The sequence below is a fragment of the Stenotrophomonas sp. G106K1 genome, from assembly GCF_037969685.1.
GTDB lineage: Bacteria > Pseudomonadota > Gammaproteobacteria > Xanthomonadales > Xanthomonadaceae > Stenotrophomonas > Stenotrophomonas lactitubi.
The window spans coordinates 144,488-159,989 of the sequence record NZ_JBBPFR010000006.1 but is presented as its reverse complement, the minus strand read 5'-3'; the positions used below and the strand labels follow the sequence as shown (position 1 = coordinate 159,989).

At 67.1% G+C, this 15,502-nt stretch carries 11 protein-coding genes and 1 pseudogene; 3 read left to right on the top strand and 9 right to left on the bottom strand.

The annotated features are described in order from the left end of the window. Positions 1–134: 134 nt before the first annotated feature. The 6 genes and pseudogenes from WKB25_RS08405 to WKB25_RS08380 form a co-directional block, all read right to left on the bottom strand. Positions 135–1,775: an acetolactate synthase large subunit gene (locus WKB25_RS08405; protein ID WP_099818359.1), complete on the bottom strand. Its 1,641-nt coding sequence runs from the start codon at positions 1,773–1,775 to the stop codon at positions 135–137. A gap of 75 nt (positions 1,776–1,850) precedes the next feature. Then, a complete protein-coding gene (locus tag WKB25_RS08400) occupies positions 1,851–3,233 on the bottom strand; it encodes an NAD-dependent succinate-semialdehyde dehydrogenase (protein WP_340569953.1) in 1,383 nt (460 codons plus the stop codon). 325 nt (positions 3,234–3,558) lie between these two features. After that, positions 3,559–4,341 (bottom strand): helix-turn-helix transcriptional regulator, encoded by a 783-nt coding sequence (locus tag WKB25_RS08395; RefSeq protein ID WP_340569952.1) that lies wholly within the window; start codon positions 4,339–4,341, stop codon positions 3,559–3,561. Positions 4,342–4,440: 99 nt separating this feature from the next. Next, a protein-coding gene (gene prfB / locus WKB25_RS08390; protein WP_099818762.1) for a peptide chain release factor 2 occupies positions 4,441–5,566 on the bottom strand; the annotation gives its coding sequence in 2 pieces (ribosomal slippage) (positions 4,441–5,490 and positions 5,492–5,566; 1,125 coding nt in all). 90 nt (positions 5,567–5,656) lie between these two features. Continuing rightward, a pseudogene (locus WKB25_RS08385) lies at positions 5,657–5,949 on the bottom strand (LytTR family transcriptional regulator); the annotation flags it as partial. 65 nt (positions 5,950–6,014) lie between these two features. Beyond that, positions 6,015–8,888, bottom strand: coding sequence for a VIT domain-containing protein (locus WKB25_RS08380; RefSeq protein WP_340569951.1), 2,874 nt, complete (start codon positions 8,886–8,888; stop codon positions 6,015–6,017). A gap of 137 nt (positions 8,889–9,025) precedes the next feature. On the opposite strand from WKB25_RS08380, the gene WKB25_RS08375 reads away from it, so the two are divergent. After that, on the top strand, positions 9,026–10,075 hold the full coding sequence (locus tag WKB25_RS08375) for a DUF1176 domain-containing protein (protein ID WP_340569950.1): 1,050 nt from the start codon (positions 9,026–9,028) through the stop codon (positions 10,073–10,075). Between the two features lie 12 nt (positions 10,076–10,087). On the opposite strand, the gene recJ is transcribed toward WKB25_RS08375, so the two are convergent. Further along, complete coding sequence (gene recJ, locus WKB25_RS08370) at positions 10,088–11,845, bottom strand: single-stranded-DNA-specific exonuclease RecJ (protein ID WP_340569949.1); 1,758 nt, start codon at positions 11,843–11,845, stop codon at positions 10,088–10,090. A 122-nt stretch (positions 11,846–11,967) separates the two neighbouring features. Between recJ and WKB25_RS08365 the strand changes: the two genes are divergently transcribed. Continuing rightward, positions 11,968–13,011, top strand: a complete 1,044-nt coding sequence (locus WKB25_RS08365) for a DUF1176 domain-containing protein (RefSeq protein WP_340569948.1) — start codon at positions 11,968–11,970, stop codon at positions 13,009–13,011. Between the two features lie 111 nt (positions 13,012–13,122). After that, complete coding sequence (locus tag WKB25_RS08360; protein ID WP_340569947.1) at positions 13,123–14,070, top strand: DUF1176 domain-containing protein; 948 nt, start codon at positions 13,123–13,125, stop codon at positions 14,068–14,070. A 37-nt stretch (positions 14,071–14,107) separates the two neighbouring features. On the opposite strand, the gene WKB25_RS08355 is transcribed toward WKB25_RS08360, so the two are convergent. Next, positions 14,108–15,028, bottom strand: coding sequence for a phosphoglycerate mutase (locus WKB25_RS08355; protein WP_340569946.1), 921 nt, complete (start codon positions 15,026–15,028; stop codon positions 14,108–14,110). A 3-nt stretch (positions 15,029–15,031) separates the two neighbouring features. Further along, a complete protein-coding gene (gene greA, locus WKB25_RS08350; RefSeq protein WP_176022519.1) occupies positions 15,032–15,496 on the bottom strand; it encodes a transcription elongation factor GreA in 465 nt (154 codons plus the stop codon). Positions 15,497–15,502: the final 6 nt, after the last annotated feature.

The window sequence follows — 15,502 nt, the reverse complement described above, 5'->3', positions numbered from 1 at the left end:
AAAAGCGCCCTGCCCCGGCCCCTGGGCGGCCCCTCCCCGGCCGTGGGCCGCCCCTACTCCGGTAGCCGCCAACCCAGGTTGGCGATTCATCGTGTGTCGACCAAGGTCGACACCTACCGGGCCATGCCCCGGATTCACCCGTTCCCGGGGAACGCCTGGCGCAGCTCGTCCACCAGCACCCGCTGGTTCTCCGAATAATCAATCGGCACCGACACCAGGTGCACGCCGCCCGCGGTGAACGCCGCTTCCAGCGTTGGAATGAACTGCTCGATGGCCGTCACCTCATGCCCCTGGCAGCCATAGGCCTCGGCGTATTTGACGAAGTCCGGATTGCCGAAGGTCATGCCGTAGTCGGCGAAGCCGTCCACCGCCTGCTTCCAGCGGATCATGCCGTAGGCACCGTCGTTGAGGATCAGCACCACCAGGTTCAGCCCCAGCCGACGCGCCGTCTCCAGCTCCTGGCTGTTCATCATGAAACCGCCATCGCCACATACCGCCAGCACGCGGCGCTGCGGGTACAGGATCGAGGCCATGATCGCCGACGGCAGGCCCGCACCCATCGTCGCCAATGCGTTGTCCAGCAGCAGCGTGTTCGCGACCTGGGTGCGGTAATTGCGCGCGAACCAGATCTTGTACATGCCGTTGTCCAGCGCCACGATGCCGTCCGGTGGCATCACCTGGCGCACGTCATGCACCAGACGCTGCGGCGTGAAGCCGGCCTCTTCGGCGCGATCGGCGATGTGTTCCAGGATCGTCGCGCGTAACGGCAACAGCGCAGCGGCGTTGTCGACCTTGCCTTCGATACGGTCGGCCAGCAGGGTCAGCGAGCGGCCGATATCGCCGATCACCTCCACCTGCGGGAAATACACCTGCTCGACCGCGGCCTGCGAATAGCCGATGTGGATGACCGTGCGGCCACCCGGGCGCATCACGAACGGCGGCTTCTCCGTCACCTCGTGGCCAATGGTCACGATCACGTCGGCCTGGTCGATGGCCATGTGCACGTAGTCGCGCTCGCTCAATGCCGCCGTGCCCATGTACAGGCCCGAGCCACCGGCCACCGCGCCTTTGCCCATCTGCGTGGTGACGAACGGAATGCCGGCGCGCAGCACGAAGGCCGACAGCGCCTCGCTGGACTGCGGCCGCGAGGCCGCCGACGCGATCACCAGCAGCGGCCGCTTGGCGTCGCGGATGATCTGCGCCGCGCGGTCCAGCGCCTCGGGACTGGCAATCGGCCGATCCACCGGGTGTGGCGGGATCAGCGCGACGTCCTCGACCTCCATCGCCGCGATGTCCTCGGGCAGCTCCAGCAGCACCGGCCCGGGGCGCTCCTCCAGCGCCGTGCGGAAGGCCTCACGGACGATGGTGGGGATGGTGCGCGCCGAAACGATCTGCCGCGCCGACTTGGTCAGCGGCTTCATCGTGCTGACGATGTCGACGATCTGGAAGCGCGCCTGCTTGCTGGCAACGATGCCCTTCTGCCCGGTGATCATGATTACCGGCCACGCGCCGAGCAGTGCGTAGGCGGCACCGGTGGTGAAGTTCAGTGCACCCGGGCCGAGCGTGGCCAGGCACACGCCGGGCTTGCCGGTCAGGCGGCCGTAGGTGGCGGCCATGAACACGGCAGCCTGTTCGTGGCGGGTGATGACCAGCTCGATGCTGGAGTGGCGAAGCGACTCGACAACATCGAGGTTCTCTTCACCGGGAATGCCAAAAATGCGCTCGACGCCCTCGTTTTCGAGTGCGGCGACGAGCAGATCGGAACCCTTGGACATGGAATGACGTCCTTCTCGCAGTGCGTGATGATGGAACGTTGCAGGGATGCTGACAGCAAGCGTGGATGGCCCGCGTCAACGGCGGTCGAACCACACCGTCTGCGCGTTGACGAATTCGCGGATACCGAAGTGCGACAGCTCGCGGCCGAAGCCACTCTTCTTCACGCCGCCGATCGGCACGCGCGGATCGGAGGCCGAGAAACCGTTGACGAACACGCCGCCGGTCTGCAGCCGGCGCGCCAGTTGCATCGCACGGGCGTGGTCGCCCGTCCACAGATTGCCGCTGAGCCCGAACTCGCTCTGGTTGGCCAGCTCCACCGCATGGTCGGCATCGCGCGCACGGCTGATCGATGCCACCGGCCCGAAGGTCTCGGTATCGAACGCCTGCATTCCGGGCTCGACGCCGGCCAGCACGGTGGGTGCGTAGAAGCTGCCCGGGCGATCAAGCTGCTTGCCGCCCACCAGCAGCTGCGCACCGGCCTCGACCGAGGCGCGCACCTGCGCATCAAGCTGTTCAAGCAGGTCCTGCCGGGCCATCGGGCCGATCCGGTTGCCGGCTTCCCGGCCATCGCCGACGGTCAGCGCCTGCACCCGCTCGCAGAACAGCGCCACGAAACGCTCATACACCGACTCTTCGACGATGATGCGCTTGCCGGCAATGCACACCTGCCCGGTGTTCTGGAAGCGCGAGGCCACAGCAGCATCGACCGCGGCATCGAGGTCGGCATCGGCCAGCACGATGAACGGATCCGAGCCACCGAGCTCGAGCACCACTTTCTTCAGCGCCTGCCCGGCCTGCGCGGCGATGCTGCGCCCGGCGGCGACGCTGCCGGTCAGGGTCACCGCGGCGATACGGTCATCGGCGATGGCGGCGCTCGTGCCCTCGCGGCTGATGTTGGCAGCGATGAAGGTGCCCTCCGGCAGGCCCGCATCGCGCCACGCAGCGGCGAGCAGCCCGGCGGTGCCGACGATGTTTTCGGCCGGCTTCAGCAGGAAGCCGTTGCCGCCCATGAGGATCGGCACGGCCGCACGCATCACCTGCCAGTACGGGAAGTTCCACGGCATGATGCCCAGCACCACGCCCAGCGGCAGGTAGGAGACATAGGCCTTGTTGTCGGCCACCGCGGTCGGCTCGTCGCGCAGGAACGCCGCGCCGTTGTCGGCGTACCAGTCACACAACACCGCGCACTTCTCGATCTCGGCCAGCGACTCGGCGTGGACCTTGCCCATCTCGGCGGTGGCCAGCGCCGCCAGGGGCTCACGGTCGCGACGCAGCACGGCCGCCATCGCACGCAGCACGCCCGCGCGCTGCTCGAGTGACTGCGCACTCCAGGCAGCAAAACCCGCCTGGCCACGATCAAGGATCGCTTCCAGCTCGGCGTCAGTGGCGAAGGGGTGGCTGGCGATCTGCTGGCCGGTGGCCGGATCACGGGAAATGGCAGCGGGGGAAGTGGACATGCAGGTCTCCTGTTGTCTCGACAACGGGCGGCTGCCCGTTTCCTGACAAGGAATGTGGACCCGATCGGCAAAGGCAACAAGGCGTCTGTTTATCCTGTGACCTGCACTTACCTGCCTGAATGGGGTTATCGGCGGGGCTGCGCCCTACCTTCGACAATTTCCCGCGGCTGTTGGTAGGTGTCGACCTTGGTCGACACAGTAGATCCACGCCATGCGTGGATGAATTTCCATCGAGATCGAATATCTCGAATTGAAATCGAAAAGCATCCACGCATGGCGTGGATCTACTCGATCGCGGCAATCCGACACCGCCCCGCCAAACGCTTTACCTTCGCGGCAGGTAGGTCACCAGCGACAGGTCGTGCCGGCTCTCCGGCACCAACGCCACGTACTGCAGGTCCAGCAGTCCGCGCGTGGGATGGTTCAGCTTCTTGGCACCTTCGTCGAAACGACGCACATCGTGCTCTGGCCACCATTGGCGGAACTGCTCGCTGTGCGTGCCGATGTCCTCGGCCAGCGCCAGGAACGGCACCTTGTCCGGCGCCTGTGCTATCGCCGCACGGAAGCTGGCCAGCAGCCCGCGGGTCATTTCTTCCCAGTTGAGAATCAACGTTCTGTACGGCGGATACAGGAACATCAGCCGCAGCGTATTGCGCTCATGCGGCGCCAACTGACCGTAGTCGACAAACAGATCTGCGATGGCCGGATTCCAGGCCAGTATGTCGAAACGGGTATTGCGCACGTAGGCCGGGATCGGCTGCATCGCCTCCACCAGCTGTCGCAGGCCATCGGTCACCGTCTCGTCGGGCGATTCCAGCGGCACCCCGTAGCCAGACAGCGCGAACGCGTAGGCGCGCTCGTCGTCGCTCATCCGCAGCACCTGCGCCAGGCGCTCCAGCACCTCGGGCGAGGCCCGCACTTCGCGGCCCTGCTCGATCCAGGTGTACCAGCTGACGCTGACCCCGATCGCCAGCGCGACTTCCTCGCGCTTCAGACCCGGCGTGCGCCTGCGTCCCGCCGGCAGCCCAAGCGTTGCTGGGTCGACCCGCGCGCGGCAGGCCTTGAGAAAGCCACCCAGTTCCTTGCGTTCGGCTTCACTGCGCATCATCACCCTGCCCTGCAGGTATCAACAGCATTGCGGGACGCCCATGACGTCCCGCAACGCAGGGCCCGGGCAGCGGACGGTACCGCTGTCGCCGGGCACGCATCAGGCATCGATGCGCTTGGAGCCAACCGCCAGGCCAGCCTTCAGGCTGGCCTCGACGAACTCGTCCAGGTCACCATCGAGCACCTTCTGCGTATCCGAACGCTCGATGCCGGTGCGCAGGTCCTTGATACGGCTCTGGTCGAGCACGTAGTTGCGGATCTGACTGCCCCAGCCGATGTCGGACTTGGTGGCTTCCACCGCATCGCGCTCGGCGTTGCGCTTCTGGATTTCCAGCTCGTACAGCTTGGCGGCCAGCATCTTCATCGCGTTGTCGCGGTTCTGGTGCTGGCTGCGGCCGGTCTGGCAGGCCACGACCGTGTTGGTCGGGATGTGGGTGATACGCACCGCCGACTCGGTCTTGTTGACGTGCTGACCACCGGCACCGGAGGAGCGGTACACGTCGGTACGCAGATCGGCCGGATTGATGTCGATTTCGATGTTGTTGTCCACTTCCGGCGACACGAACACCGAGGTGAAGCTGGTATGGCGGCGGTTGTCCGAGTCGAACGGCGACTTGCGCACCAGGCGGTGCACGCCGGTCTCGGTCTTCAGCCAGCCGTAGGCGTAGTCGCCTTCCACGCGCAGCGTGGCCGACTTGATGCCCGCGACGTCGCCACCGGACACTTCCATCAGCTCGGTCTTCCAGCCACGCGATTCACACCAGCGCAGGTACATGCGCAGCAGGATTTCGGCCCAGTCCTGGGCTTCGGTACCACCGGCGCCGGCCTGGATATCGACGAACGCCGGGGCGGTGTCCATCTGGCCGGAGAACATGCGCTGGAACTCCAGCTTCTCCACGTGCGCCTGGTGCTTGTCCAGGTCGGCCACCACGGCCAGCGCGGTGTCCTCGTCCTGTTCGGACTCGGCCAGCTCCAGCAGTTCGGTGGCGTCGCTCAGGCCTTCCAGCACCGCGGCGATGCCGCCCACGGTCTTTTCCAGGGTCGAGCGCTCGCGCCCCAGGTTCTGGGCGTATTCGGCGTTGTTCCAGACGTCGGGGCTTTCCAGCTCCCGCGTTACTTCTTCAAGACGCTCTTTCTTGGCGTCGTAGTCAAAGATACCCCCGGAGCGACAACACGCGATCGGTCAGATCGGCGATGCGCTGGCGGACAGGATTCAGTTCGATCATGTCGGCGGTTATACATTCAAAAGATGACTGCAAATGATACCGCAGGGCGGGGTGAACCGGCGCAGAAGCCAGTCCCGCCCCGCCACACCCCTATCCGCCCAGGGCCTGACGCAGCAGCGGCAGCTGCCGCCGGCTGCACGGCACCCGGGCCCCGTCAGCCATGTGCAGCAAGGCCTCGCCGCCATCCAGCGGCTCGATCGTCGGCCGTGGCCACCAGGAACTCCTTGCCCAGCTTGCGCACCAGGAAATGGTCGGGACGATCGACCGACTCGACCGGCGGGCCGACGTCGGGCTCGGCCAGCAGGCTCGCCCTGTCTGCGCCGACCGAACCAGCTGGCAAAGTGCTCCAGCGCCACGAACATCGCGAAGGTGCGCACATCCTTTTGTGGGACCGAGCCAGGCTCGGTTCCACAAGGCGAGGGCTGCGACAGCCACGCATGGCGTGGCTCTACTTCACCTCGAATTCGCCCACCAGCACGGTCTCGGCGCGGTCCTTCAGCCGCATCGTCACCATCTGGTCCTTCTGCTTCGGCGTACCCCAATGGGTGGTCAGGCGCAGCATCAGCGTCGTCGCACCGGTCACCAGCTGCTGGCGGCTACCGAAGTAGTTCGCCTCCACCTTGTACTTGCCCGGCTTGGCGTTGCGCAGCGAGAATTGTTCCGGACCATAGCCACCGGTGAAGTCCTGCGACATCTGCCCGCCCTGGTAGGTCAGGCGGTTGCCGTAGTACGCACGCTCGCCGTTCGGGTCGGTCACCCACAGGTCCATGTCGCTGTTGTCGGCATCCCAGGCCAGCACCACGCGCAGGTCCAGCGGCATCGCCTGCAGCAGGCGCGGGTCGATGCTCTTGGTATCCAGCCGCGGCTTGCTGCCGGCCACCAGGTTGGTCAGCTCGTCCAGGGCGATCAGCGCGATGCCGTCGAAACGACCATCCCACGGCCGCACGACCACCTGGTACAGCGGCGCCAGCGCCAGCTGCGGTTTGCCCGCTGCGGCCAGCGCCAGGCCAAGGTCACGGAAGCTCTGCGGTTCCTCCTGCCCCATCGCCAGCACCTGCTCGAACACCGGCACCGCCAGCGCCGGAGCGTCGGCCTGCAGCAACCGGTAGCCGAGCACCCGCAGCAGATGGCGGTTGTCCAGATCCATCTCGGCCAGGTTGGAGAGCACGCGCAGGGCAAGATCGCGCTGCCCCTGTTCGATCAACAGATCGGCCACGTCGAGGAAGAACGCGCTGCTGTTGGCGTTCGCAGCGCGCTCGGCCAGATAGCGGTCGTAGAGCTGCGACGACGGCCCCTGGCGCAGGCGGCGGGCAACCGACGAATCCGGCTGCCACGCAGCCAGCTTGATTCCCAGCTGGCCGTCATTGGCGGCGGCCGGCTCGGCCGCCATCGCATCGGCGGCCGCTTCCTGCATTGGCGCCGGTGCCGGGCGTGCGACCGAACGCTGGCGCGCAGTGGCTGCATTCAACTGCATCTCCGCTGCGGCCGGTGCCGGAGCAACCAGCATCGCTACGGGTGCCGGCGGGGCGCCGGCCGCCACCTCCAGTGCCTTCGAATCCGCCTGCGGCGGTGCACCCTTCGGCCAACTGCGATTCCACCACTGCTGGCGCTGCTGCCACTGCGTCACCACCTTGTCGAGGCGCTGGCGGTCGGCCGCATCGCGGTCTGCGACCTGACGAGCGAAGCGCTGGTCGTACTGCGCGCGCAGGGCGCCTGCGGGACGGATCGCATAGCGCAGGTAGTCGTCCAGGGTTTCCAGCACGATCAGCGAGGTGTCCGGGCCTACCAGGCTGAACTGCTGCGACAGCCGCTGCATCGCCTCGCGGTTGCTTCGTCGATCGGTCGACAACTGCTGCAGGCGTGCCTGTGCCCACAGGCCGGCCAGCAGATCACCGTCTTCGTTCTTCTGCGCCGCGGGCAGTGCCTGCCACTCGCCACCGGCCACGCGCACCCGCATCGGCACGCCTTCGGCCGCCAACCGCGCATGCAACCACAGCCAGCCCTGGCCCTGGCTGCGGCGGTCGATCACCACATCCTGCACGCCGCGGCCGGCATCGATCTGGACATCCAGCGGTACCGACAGCAGTTCCCGCGCGGCGGCATCGATATCGCTGCCGAGCGCCACGAAAGTACCTGCATGCGCCTCGCTCCAACCACGCAGGCGGATGGCATCGGTGCGTGCACCAGCACTGCTGATCGCGAACAGGCGCTGGTCGGCGGCCAACGCCGGCAGTGCTTCCGGCCCGTAGGTCAGCAGGCCATCGCTGACCATCAGGTATTCCTTCACCTCGGGCAGCGGCTGCCATTGCGCCAGTGCACTTGCACCATCCGGCTGCACCGCCATCAATGCCCGCCGCAATTCACTCCAGTCGCCGCCGCGGATACGGAAACGTCGCGCAGGCTCGGCACGATCACGCAGCACCGTCAGCGCGACGTTGCCTTCGCCCATCGCAGCGAAGTAGCGATCGAGCAGCGCGAACTCGCGGGTGCGATCACGCTGGCCTGCGGAGCCGGAACCATCCCACAGCAGCCCCACTTCCGACGGCACACGGCGCGGCGCGGCCGACGTCGGCACCGGCAGCTGTGCCAACAGATAGTGACCGTCCTGCCAGCGTGCAACCTGCACCTGTGCCTTGCGCTCGGCCGGCAACGTCCATTGCAGTTGGGCCGGCAACTGTGCGCCCCGACCTTGCCAGTGCAGGCGACCATCGGCAATGCGGAATGGTGCACTGCCAGCATCAGCACCCTTCGGTGCCTGCACGTCCAGTTCAACGGCAGCAGCGCCGGCGACGAACTGCAGCGGCAGCGTCCAACGCCAACCCTGCCCGGCGTATGCCAGCGGCTCGCGTACGACCAGCTGCACGCGGCGGCTGCCGCCTGCCGGCAGCGGATACACGCGCAGCCGGAACTGGTTGCCGGCGGTCTGCTCCAGCAGGCCCGGATCGACGCCACGACGGGCGATCTCCTCGAACACCTGGCGACCGCGGTCCTTGGGCACCGGTACCGCCTCGCGCAACTCGCCATTGATGTCCAGGGCGAAGCCGGTGATCTGCTGGCCCTCGCCCAGCGGGAACTGCAGCTCACCCTCCAGCACGCGCTGGTTGGGGTTGTGGAACTCCAGGGTGATCCGGGTCTGGGCGATGCCGGCCTGCACCTCGCCCTCGATGCGCGCCTGTCGCAGCTGCACGGGCTGTTCCGCCGCGGGTGCGATCAGCAGCGGCGTAGACGTCATCGGCGGTGCCGGACGACGCGCCGCCTGGGGCGATGCCGGCCAGGTTGCCAGGGCCAACAGCAGTACGGTGCAGCAACGGACGAAGACCATGACAGGACTCCAATGGGATCGTGATTGCTAGAACGCACCAAACGGGTGGATGGGGTTAACGCGATTCGATGCTGGCTCTTCGCCGCCCCTGGGCGCACCATGTGCGACCTCCCGATCCCGCGCAAGCAAGAATGCCCATGCGTTCTCCCCTGCTTCCCACCCTGCTGGCCCTGTGCTGGCCACTGGCCGCCGGCGCCGTCGACGCGCCTGCCGGGCTGTATTTCCAGCATCACGACTGGGTCCTGGCCTGCGACAACACCCGCACCTGCCGCGCGGCCGGCTATGCCAGTGGCAATGACAGCACCCTGAGCGTGCTGCTGACGCGGAAGGGTGGCCCCGATCAGGCCATCAACGGCCGCGTGTCGTTGCAGCCGATCGATGACCAGCCGCAGCCCAAGGGCGCGCTGCACCTGCGCATCCAGCAGCGTGATCTCGGCGTGCTGGCGCCGGCCAAGGACACAGGCATTTATGCGCTGAGCCCGACGCAGACCGCCGCAGTGCTGTCGGCGCTGGTGCGCGATGGCGGCATCACGGTTGTCGATGCGGCCGGCCATGCGTGGCCACTGTCGGACAAGGGTGCAGCAGCAGTGCTGTTGAAGAGCGACGAGTTCCAGGGCCGCGTGGGTACGCCGGGCGCGGTGATGCGCAAGGGTACTGCCGCCGAAAGCAGCGTGCCGGCCGCCGTCGCCAAACCCGTGGTGCGCAAGGCGCCGACCTTGTCGACGCCACCGGACGACCCGGCGTTTGCCAAGCTGGCCGCTTCACCGGCGCTGCGTGCAGCGCTGCGCGCCACCCTGAAAGAACCCAGCTGCGAAGGCCTGCTGGACGCCGACCCGGATCTTCCGATCAGCAATTCGCCGCTGCAGATCCAACGTCTGGATGCCAAGCATCTGCTGGTCAACGTTCCCTGCTGGCGCACCGCCTACAACACCGGCGATGGCTACTGGGTCATCGGTGAGAAAGCGCCCTACCAGCCGCAGTGGGTGACCAGCGACGCGATCGACTACGGCGACGGGCAGATTGTCGCCTCGCACAAGGGCCGTGGCCTGGCCGACTGCGTGTCGGATGAAACGTGGACCTGGGATGGCACGCGCTTCGTCGCGACCTCGGCGATCAGCGGCGGCCTGTGCCGTGGCGTACCCGGTGGAACCTGGGAGCTGCCGACGCGGGTAAGCGAGGTCCGCTGACGCACCCTTTCTTCATGCGGGCAGGCAGTGCTCGACGATCAGCTGGATCGCTGCGCCACCGCGATAGTCATCGCAGGCCAGGCGATAGGCCAGGTGGACATGCTTGCCGGGTGCATTGCCGTGCCAGCCACCGAAATGGATCGCGTTGATCATGCCCGGAACGCCGGGCAGGCGCAGCTCCAGTTTCAGATGCCGCTCCTTCAGTACGCGCCAGTTGGCCACTTCGAAGTGGCCGTCGAACAGCGGCTCGGGGAAGCCTTGTCCCCATGGCCCCGCCAGGCGCAGGGCATCGGCATGGCGATGATCAAGCTCGTCCGCTGCCAGTTCGCCGTCACTGAGCACCTGCTGCTGCAGTGCAGCCGGGTCGAGCATTTCCAGCACGGTGGCGACGAAAGCGGCTTCGAAGTCGGCCAGATGATCCAGTCGCATGCTCAGGCCCGCAGCCATTGCGTGACCACCGAAGCGCTCGATCAAGCCGGGATGGCGTGCATCGACCAGCGCCAGCGCATCACGGATATGCAGGCCTGCGATCGAACGCGCTGAACCGCGCAGGGTGTCGGCGCCCGGCTCGGCCGGCGCGAACGCGATCACCGGACGGTGCAGGCGATCCTTCATCTTCGATGCGACCAGGCCCACCACACCGGGGTGCCAATCGGCATCGAACAGGCAAGCCGCCACCGGTCGCTGCCCAGCGGTATCGAGCACCACCCGCGACAGCGCCTGTTCGGCGTCATCGGTCATCGACTGCTGCACCGCACGCCGCTCGGCGTTGATCTGTTCCAGCGTCTGCGCGATGTCACGGGCCTGCCGTGGATCTTCGGTGAGCAGCAGCGCGATACCCAGTGCCATGTCTTCCAGCCGACCGGCCGCGTTCAAGCGTGGGCCGAGCCCGAAGCCGATGTCGGTAGCGGTCAGGCGTGCGGCGTCGCGGCCGCTGGCCTCGATCAATGCCTTCAGGCCGGCGCAGCCCTGGCCGTTGCGCAGCCGGCGCAGACCCGCACTGACCAGGGCGCGGTTGTTGGCATCCAGCGCAACAAGGTCGGCCACGGTGCCCACCGCCACCAGATCCAGCAAGGTGGTCAGGTCCGGCCCCTTGCCATCGGCAAACACTCCCGCTTCGCGCATCTGCCGGCGCAGCGCCATCAGCACATAGAAGATCACGCCGACGCCGGCCAGCGACTTGCTGGGGAAGGCGTCGCCGTCCAGATTGGGGTCGACGATGACATCGGCCGGTGGCAGCTGCGGACCGGGCAGATGGTGATCGGTCACCAGCACCTGCCAGCCACGCGCCTTGGCCGCAGTCACACCGGCATGGCAGGCGATGCCGTGATCGACGGTGACCAGCAGATCCGGCTGCAGCGCAGCCAGTTCGTCCACCAGCGATGGCGACAGACCGTAGCCGTGCACCATTCGGTTGGGCACTGCGTGAAAGACATGCTGCGCACCGAGCATGCGCAGACCACGCACACCGACCGCGCAGGCGGTTGCGCCGTCGCAGTCGAAATCACCGACCACCAGGATCCGCTTGTCCGCAGCAATGGCCTGCACCAGCAGATCCACCGCCGCGTCGATGCCGGTCAACAGTTCGGGGGCGTGCAGGTTGCCCAACTTGGGCAGCGCAAGCTCCGGGGTGTGCGCACCGCGTGCGGCGTACAGACGCGCCAACAGTGGCAGCGTGCCATCCGGCCAGCTACCGGGCGCGACCGCATCGCGGCGGCGGATCATCGGCGAATCAGAGCACAGCGGCGCAGCATCGGCGGCAAGGGACATCGGCATCGCCGGGTTACGGAAGACCCGCGCATGATACCCCGCTCGGCGTGTCAGGCTCTGCGCGGGCTTGGCGCAGGCGTGCTGATCGCCCATGCTTGTTCGCTTCTGAATCGGAATCCGCCATGTATCGCCCGCTGTCCGCACTGCTAGCCAGCCTGTTGCTGCCCCTTGCTTCCGACGCCGGAAACACGCCGCTGGAACCCGGTATCGAGTTCGTACACCACGACTGGTTCCTGGCCTGCGACAACACCGGCACCTGCCGCGCCGCCGGCTATGGCCCGGAGAACGCAGACAGCCTGATGGGCCTGATGCTGGAACGTGCCGGTGGTCCCGGTACGGCAGTGAAGGCGCGGCTGCGGGTCGGTGAGGATGGCGAAAGTGCGATGCCTGAAGGCGCGATGCGCCTGCAGGTGAATGGCCGCGATCTGGGCACTGTGCAGGACACCGGGGCCGACGAAGCCGTGACGCTGCGACCGGCGCAGGTTGCAGCCCTGCTCGCCGCCCTGCCCGGCCAGGCACGCATCGAGGTGATCGACAGCAGGGGCACGCGCTGGCCGATCTCCGATCGTGGTGCCGCCGCCGTACTGTTGAAAATGGACGAGGCACAAGGGCGCGTGGGCACGCCCGGCGCCCTGATACGGCGTGGGACGCGTGCCGAAGCGAGCGTGCCGCCTGCGCGCGTCAAGCCTGTGATCGTGAGCGCGGCGCTGACGGCCCCACGCGCCGAAGATAGCGCATTGGGCAGCAGCGAAGCGCTGCGCGACGCGTTGATTGCCACGCTCGGCGACAGCGACGACTGCCCGCGCCTGATCGAGTACAAGGGAACCCCGGAGATGGTGATCGAGCGACTGGACGACAGCCATGTGCTGGTGCAGGCGCTGTGCCAGATGGGTGCGTACAACTACAGCAATGGTTTCTGGATCGCACGCGACCAGCCCCCTTACGCCCCGCAGACGGTGACGCTGGAAGCGGAGGGCTTCTCGCGCGTCGAGCGCACGCTGTACGCACGCTACAAGGGCCGCGGCATCGGCGACTGCGTTTCCGGCTCGGACTGGGCCTGGGATGGCCGCAGATTCCAGCCCAGCAGTGCCTTCAGTACCGGCTTGTGCCGTGGCATGCCGGGCGGGCACTGGACGCTGCCGACGCTGGTCAGCGAGGTTCGTTGAGTGCGCGCATCTTCACTGTTACGCACGCCGCTGCTGCTGGCCTCCCTCACTCTGGCGTCGATTGCCTCGGCCGCTGAACCGCTTGGCACATCGTTCGTCGAGGGTGACGGGGTGCTGGCCTGCGACAACACGCGCACCTGCCGGCTGGCAGTCTACGGTCCATTGGCACCGCTGATGCTGAGCGTGCTGCTCGAACGTGCCGGCGGGCCGCAGACCGCGGTCACCGCACGGCTGTCAATGGCCGAGGGCGCCGAGGACGCGCCGCGTACCCCTGTGGCGGTGGCACCCGAAGGGACGTTGCGACTGCGCGTGGACGGAAGGGACCTCGGCGCCATTGGCCACAGCGACGCGCTCGACCTTGGCCTGGAGCTGCCCGCCCACTATGTGACAGCGACGATCGATGCACTGCTGGCTGGCAGGCGCATCGAGATGAGCGACGCTTCAGGCCACGCGTGGCCACTGTCAGATCGCGGCATTCGCACGTTGCTGCTGAAGATGGACGAGGCACAAGGTCGGCTGGATACCCCAGGCGCACTGGTGCGCAAGGGCGCACAGCCGGAATCCAAGGTGCCGGCCGCGGTAGCCGCGCCACCCCTGAAGGCACCGCCCCTGCTGGTCGAAGCACATGAAGACGATGGGCAGCTGGCTGAGCGGGCAGAGCTGCTTCAGCAACTGCAACCGGTGGCCGCCGCGCGGGACGCCTGCGGACGGATGTCGTCGCGCCAACTACGCATCGAACGGGTGGATGCCACCCATGTACTTGCCATGTTGAGCTGTGCAACCGGCCGCTACATCGTGTCCGCGGGTACGTGGCTGATCCGCGACCGTCCCCCCTTCGCACCCACGCTGATCGCCCGGACCCCGCTGTTTCCGCTCTACCCGCATGCCGTGTTCCTTGAAGAAGGGTTCGTGGCCGGTTCGGATGCCTGCGGTACGAGCCGGCATTGGGCGTGGGATGGAACCCGTCTGAGCCTGAGCGCGGAGTTTGTCGGTCACTACTGCACCGGCCCGAGCCGCAGGCACTGGCAGTTGCCGACCTATGTCACCGATGTTCGATAGCGCATCCGCCGGGCATGGCCCGGCGATACCGCTTCTTTCAAGCGTCGTGAAGCTGCCGCGGCTTCTTCCAGAACTGCCAGCGCTGCCCCTTGTCCAGCTGGAACTGCAGGCCGTCCTCGAAATCCAGCACCAGCCGTTGCAGCTCGCCACGCTTGAGCGCTGCCAACAGCGGCCGGATCGCATCGTTGCCCAGTTGCTGCAGCGAGCGCAGCTGGCGCAGGTCGACCAGTGCATCGACCGACTGTTCACCATCCACCGCGACGCCTGCGGCCTGGGCCAGGCCCTGCAGCAGCGCATCGCGGCTGCGCACCTGCGCATGCGGCGTGGCTACCGATACCGGCATCACGCCACCGCCCCAGAACCACAGCGAATTGATCGGCTGCTGCCCCTGTGCGGCGCGCTGCTGGTTCCACGAATGGGTGTGCAGCAGCACCTGCGCTTCCGTCATCAATGCACGCCAGCGGCGGCCCGCCTCGCCCTCAGGTAGATGCGAGAACAGATCATCACCGAGCACTTCATCAGGGCCGTCGAACTCCGGCAGCTCGGTACCGATAGGCAGCCGCAGGTACCAGCGCGAAGGGTCGGGTGCATCCAGCACGAAGCCTGCATCCGCAAACAGCGGCTGCAACACGGGCAGCAGGGCCAACGTATCGGCCAGGCTGGGCTGCAGCGTTTCGCCGTGGCCCATCATGCGCGCGCCATGCATGTCCGGCACCATGCAGGCCGGATCGGCACGCAGCCAGCAGGCGCCGGCGGCATCGCCGACGTCACGCTGGCGGGTCAACGCGGCTACCGGCCAGTGCGGCGCGGCGACCGTGAAGTGGCGCAGCAGCTGCGCGCGTTCACCGGCGTCGCCCTGCGAGGTGGTGGCACGGCCCAGGGCACGCGCCACGTCATCCGGCAGTGCAGCCACCGCAAAGCGGCTGCGTGCCGGCAACAGCAGGGTCGCCGTCGCCACGGATCAGTCCTGGTAGCTGACGCTGACGATCTCGTACTCGCGCTGGCCGGCCGGCGCATCGATCACGATCGAGTCACCCTCCAGCTTGCCGATCATCGCGCGGGCGACCGGCGAGGAAATGGCGATCAGGCCCAGTTTGATGTCCGCTTCCAGATCACCAACGATCTGGTACTTCTTCTCTTCGTCCGATTCCACGTCGGCCAGGGTCACGCTGGCGCCGAACACCACCTTGGAGCCTGCATTGAGCTTGCTCACGTCGATGATCTCGGCGTGCGACAGCTCGCCTTCCAGCTGCTTGATGCGGCCTTCGATGAAGCCCTGTTCCTCGCGCGCGGCGTGGTACTCGGCATTCTCCTTCAGGTCGCCATGCTCGCGCGCTTCGGCGATCGCGGCAATCACCTTCGGGCGCTTGACCGACTTCAGGTGATCCAGTTCATCGCGCAGTCGCTGCGCGCCTTTCATCGTGATGGGTGC

Excerpts from the sequence above, each read along its gene's own strand:
- WKB25_RS08405 (WP_099818359.1), bottom strand. The coding sequence starts at position 1,775 with ATGTCCAAGGGTTCCGATCTGCTCGTCGCCGCACTCGAAAACGAGGGC.
- WKB25_RS08400 (WP_340569953.1), bottom strand. The coding sequence starts at position 3,233 with ATGTCCACTTCCCCCGCTGCCATTTCCCGTGATCCGGCCACCGGCCAG.
- WKB25_RS08395 (WP_340569952.1), bottom strand. The coding sequence starts at position 4,341 with ATGATGCGCAGTGAAGCCGAACGCAAGGAACTGGGTGGCTTTCTCAAG.
- WKB25_RS08380 (WP_340569951.1), bottom strand. The coding sequence starts at position 8,888 with ATGGTCTTCGTCCGTTGCTGCACCGTACTGCTGTTGGCCCTGGCAACC.
- WKB25_RS08375 (WP_340569950.1), top strand. The coding sequence starts at position 9,026 with ATGCGTTCTCCCCTGCTTCCCACCCTGCTGGCCCTGTGCTGGCCACTG.
- recJ (WP_340569949.1), bottom strand. The coding sequence starts at position 11,845 with ATGTCCCTTGCCGCCGATGCTGCGCCGCTGTGCTCTGATTCGCCGATG.
- WKB25_RS08365 (WP_340569948.1), top strand. The coding sequence starts at position 11,968 with ATGTATCGCCCGCTGTCCGCACTGCTAGCCAGCCTGTTGCTGCCCCTT.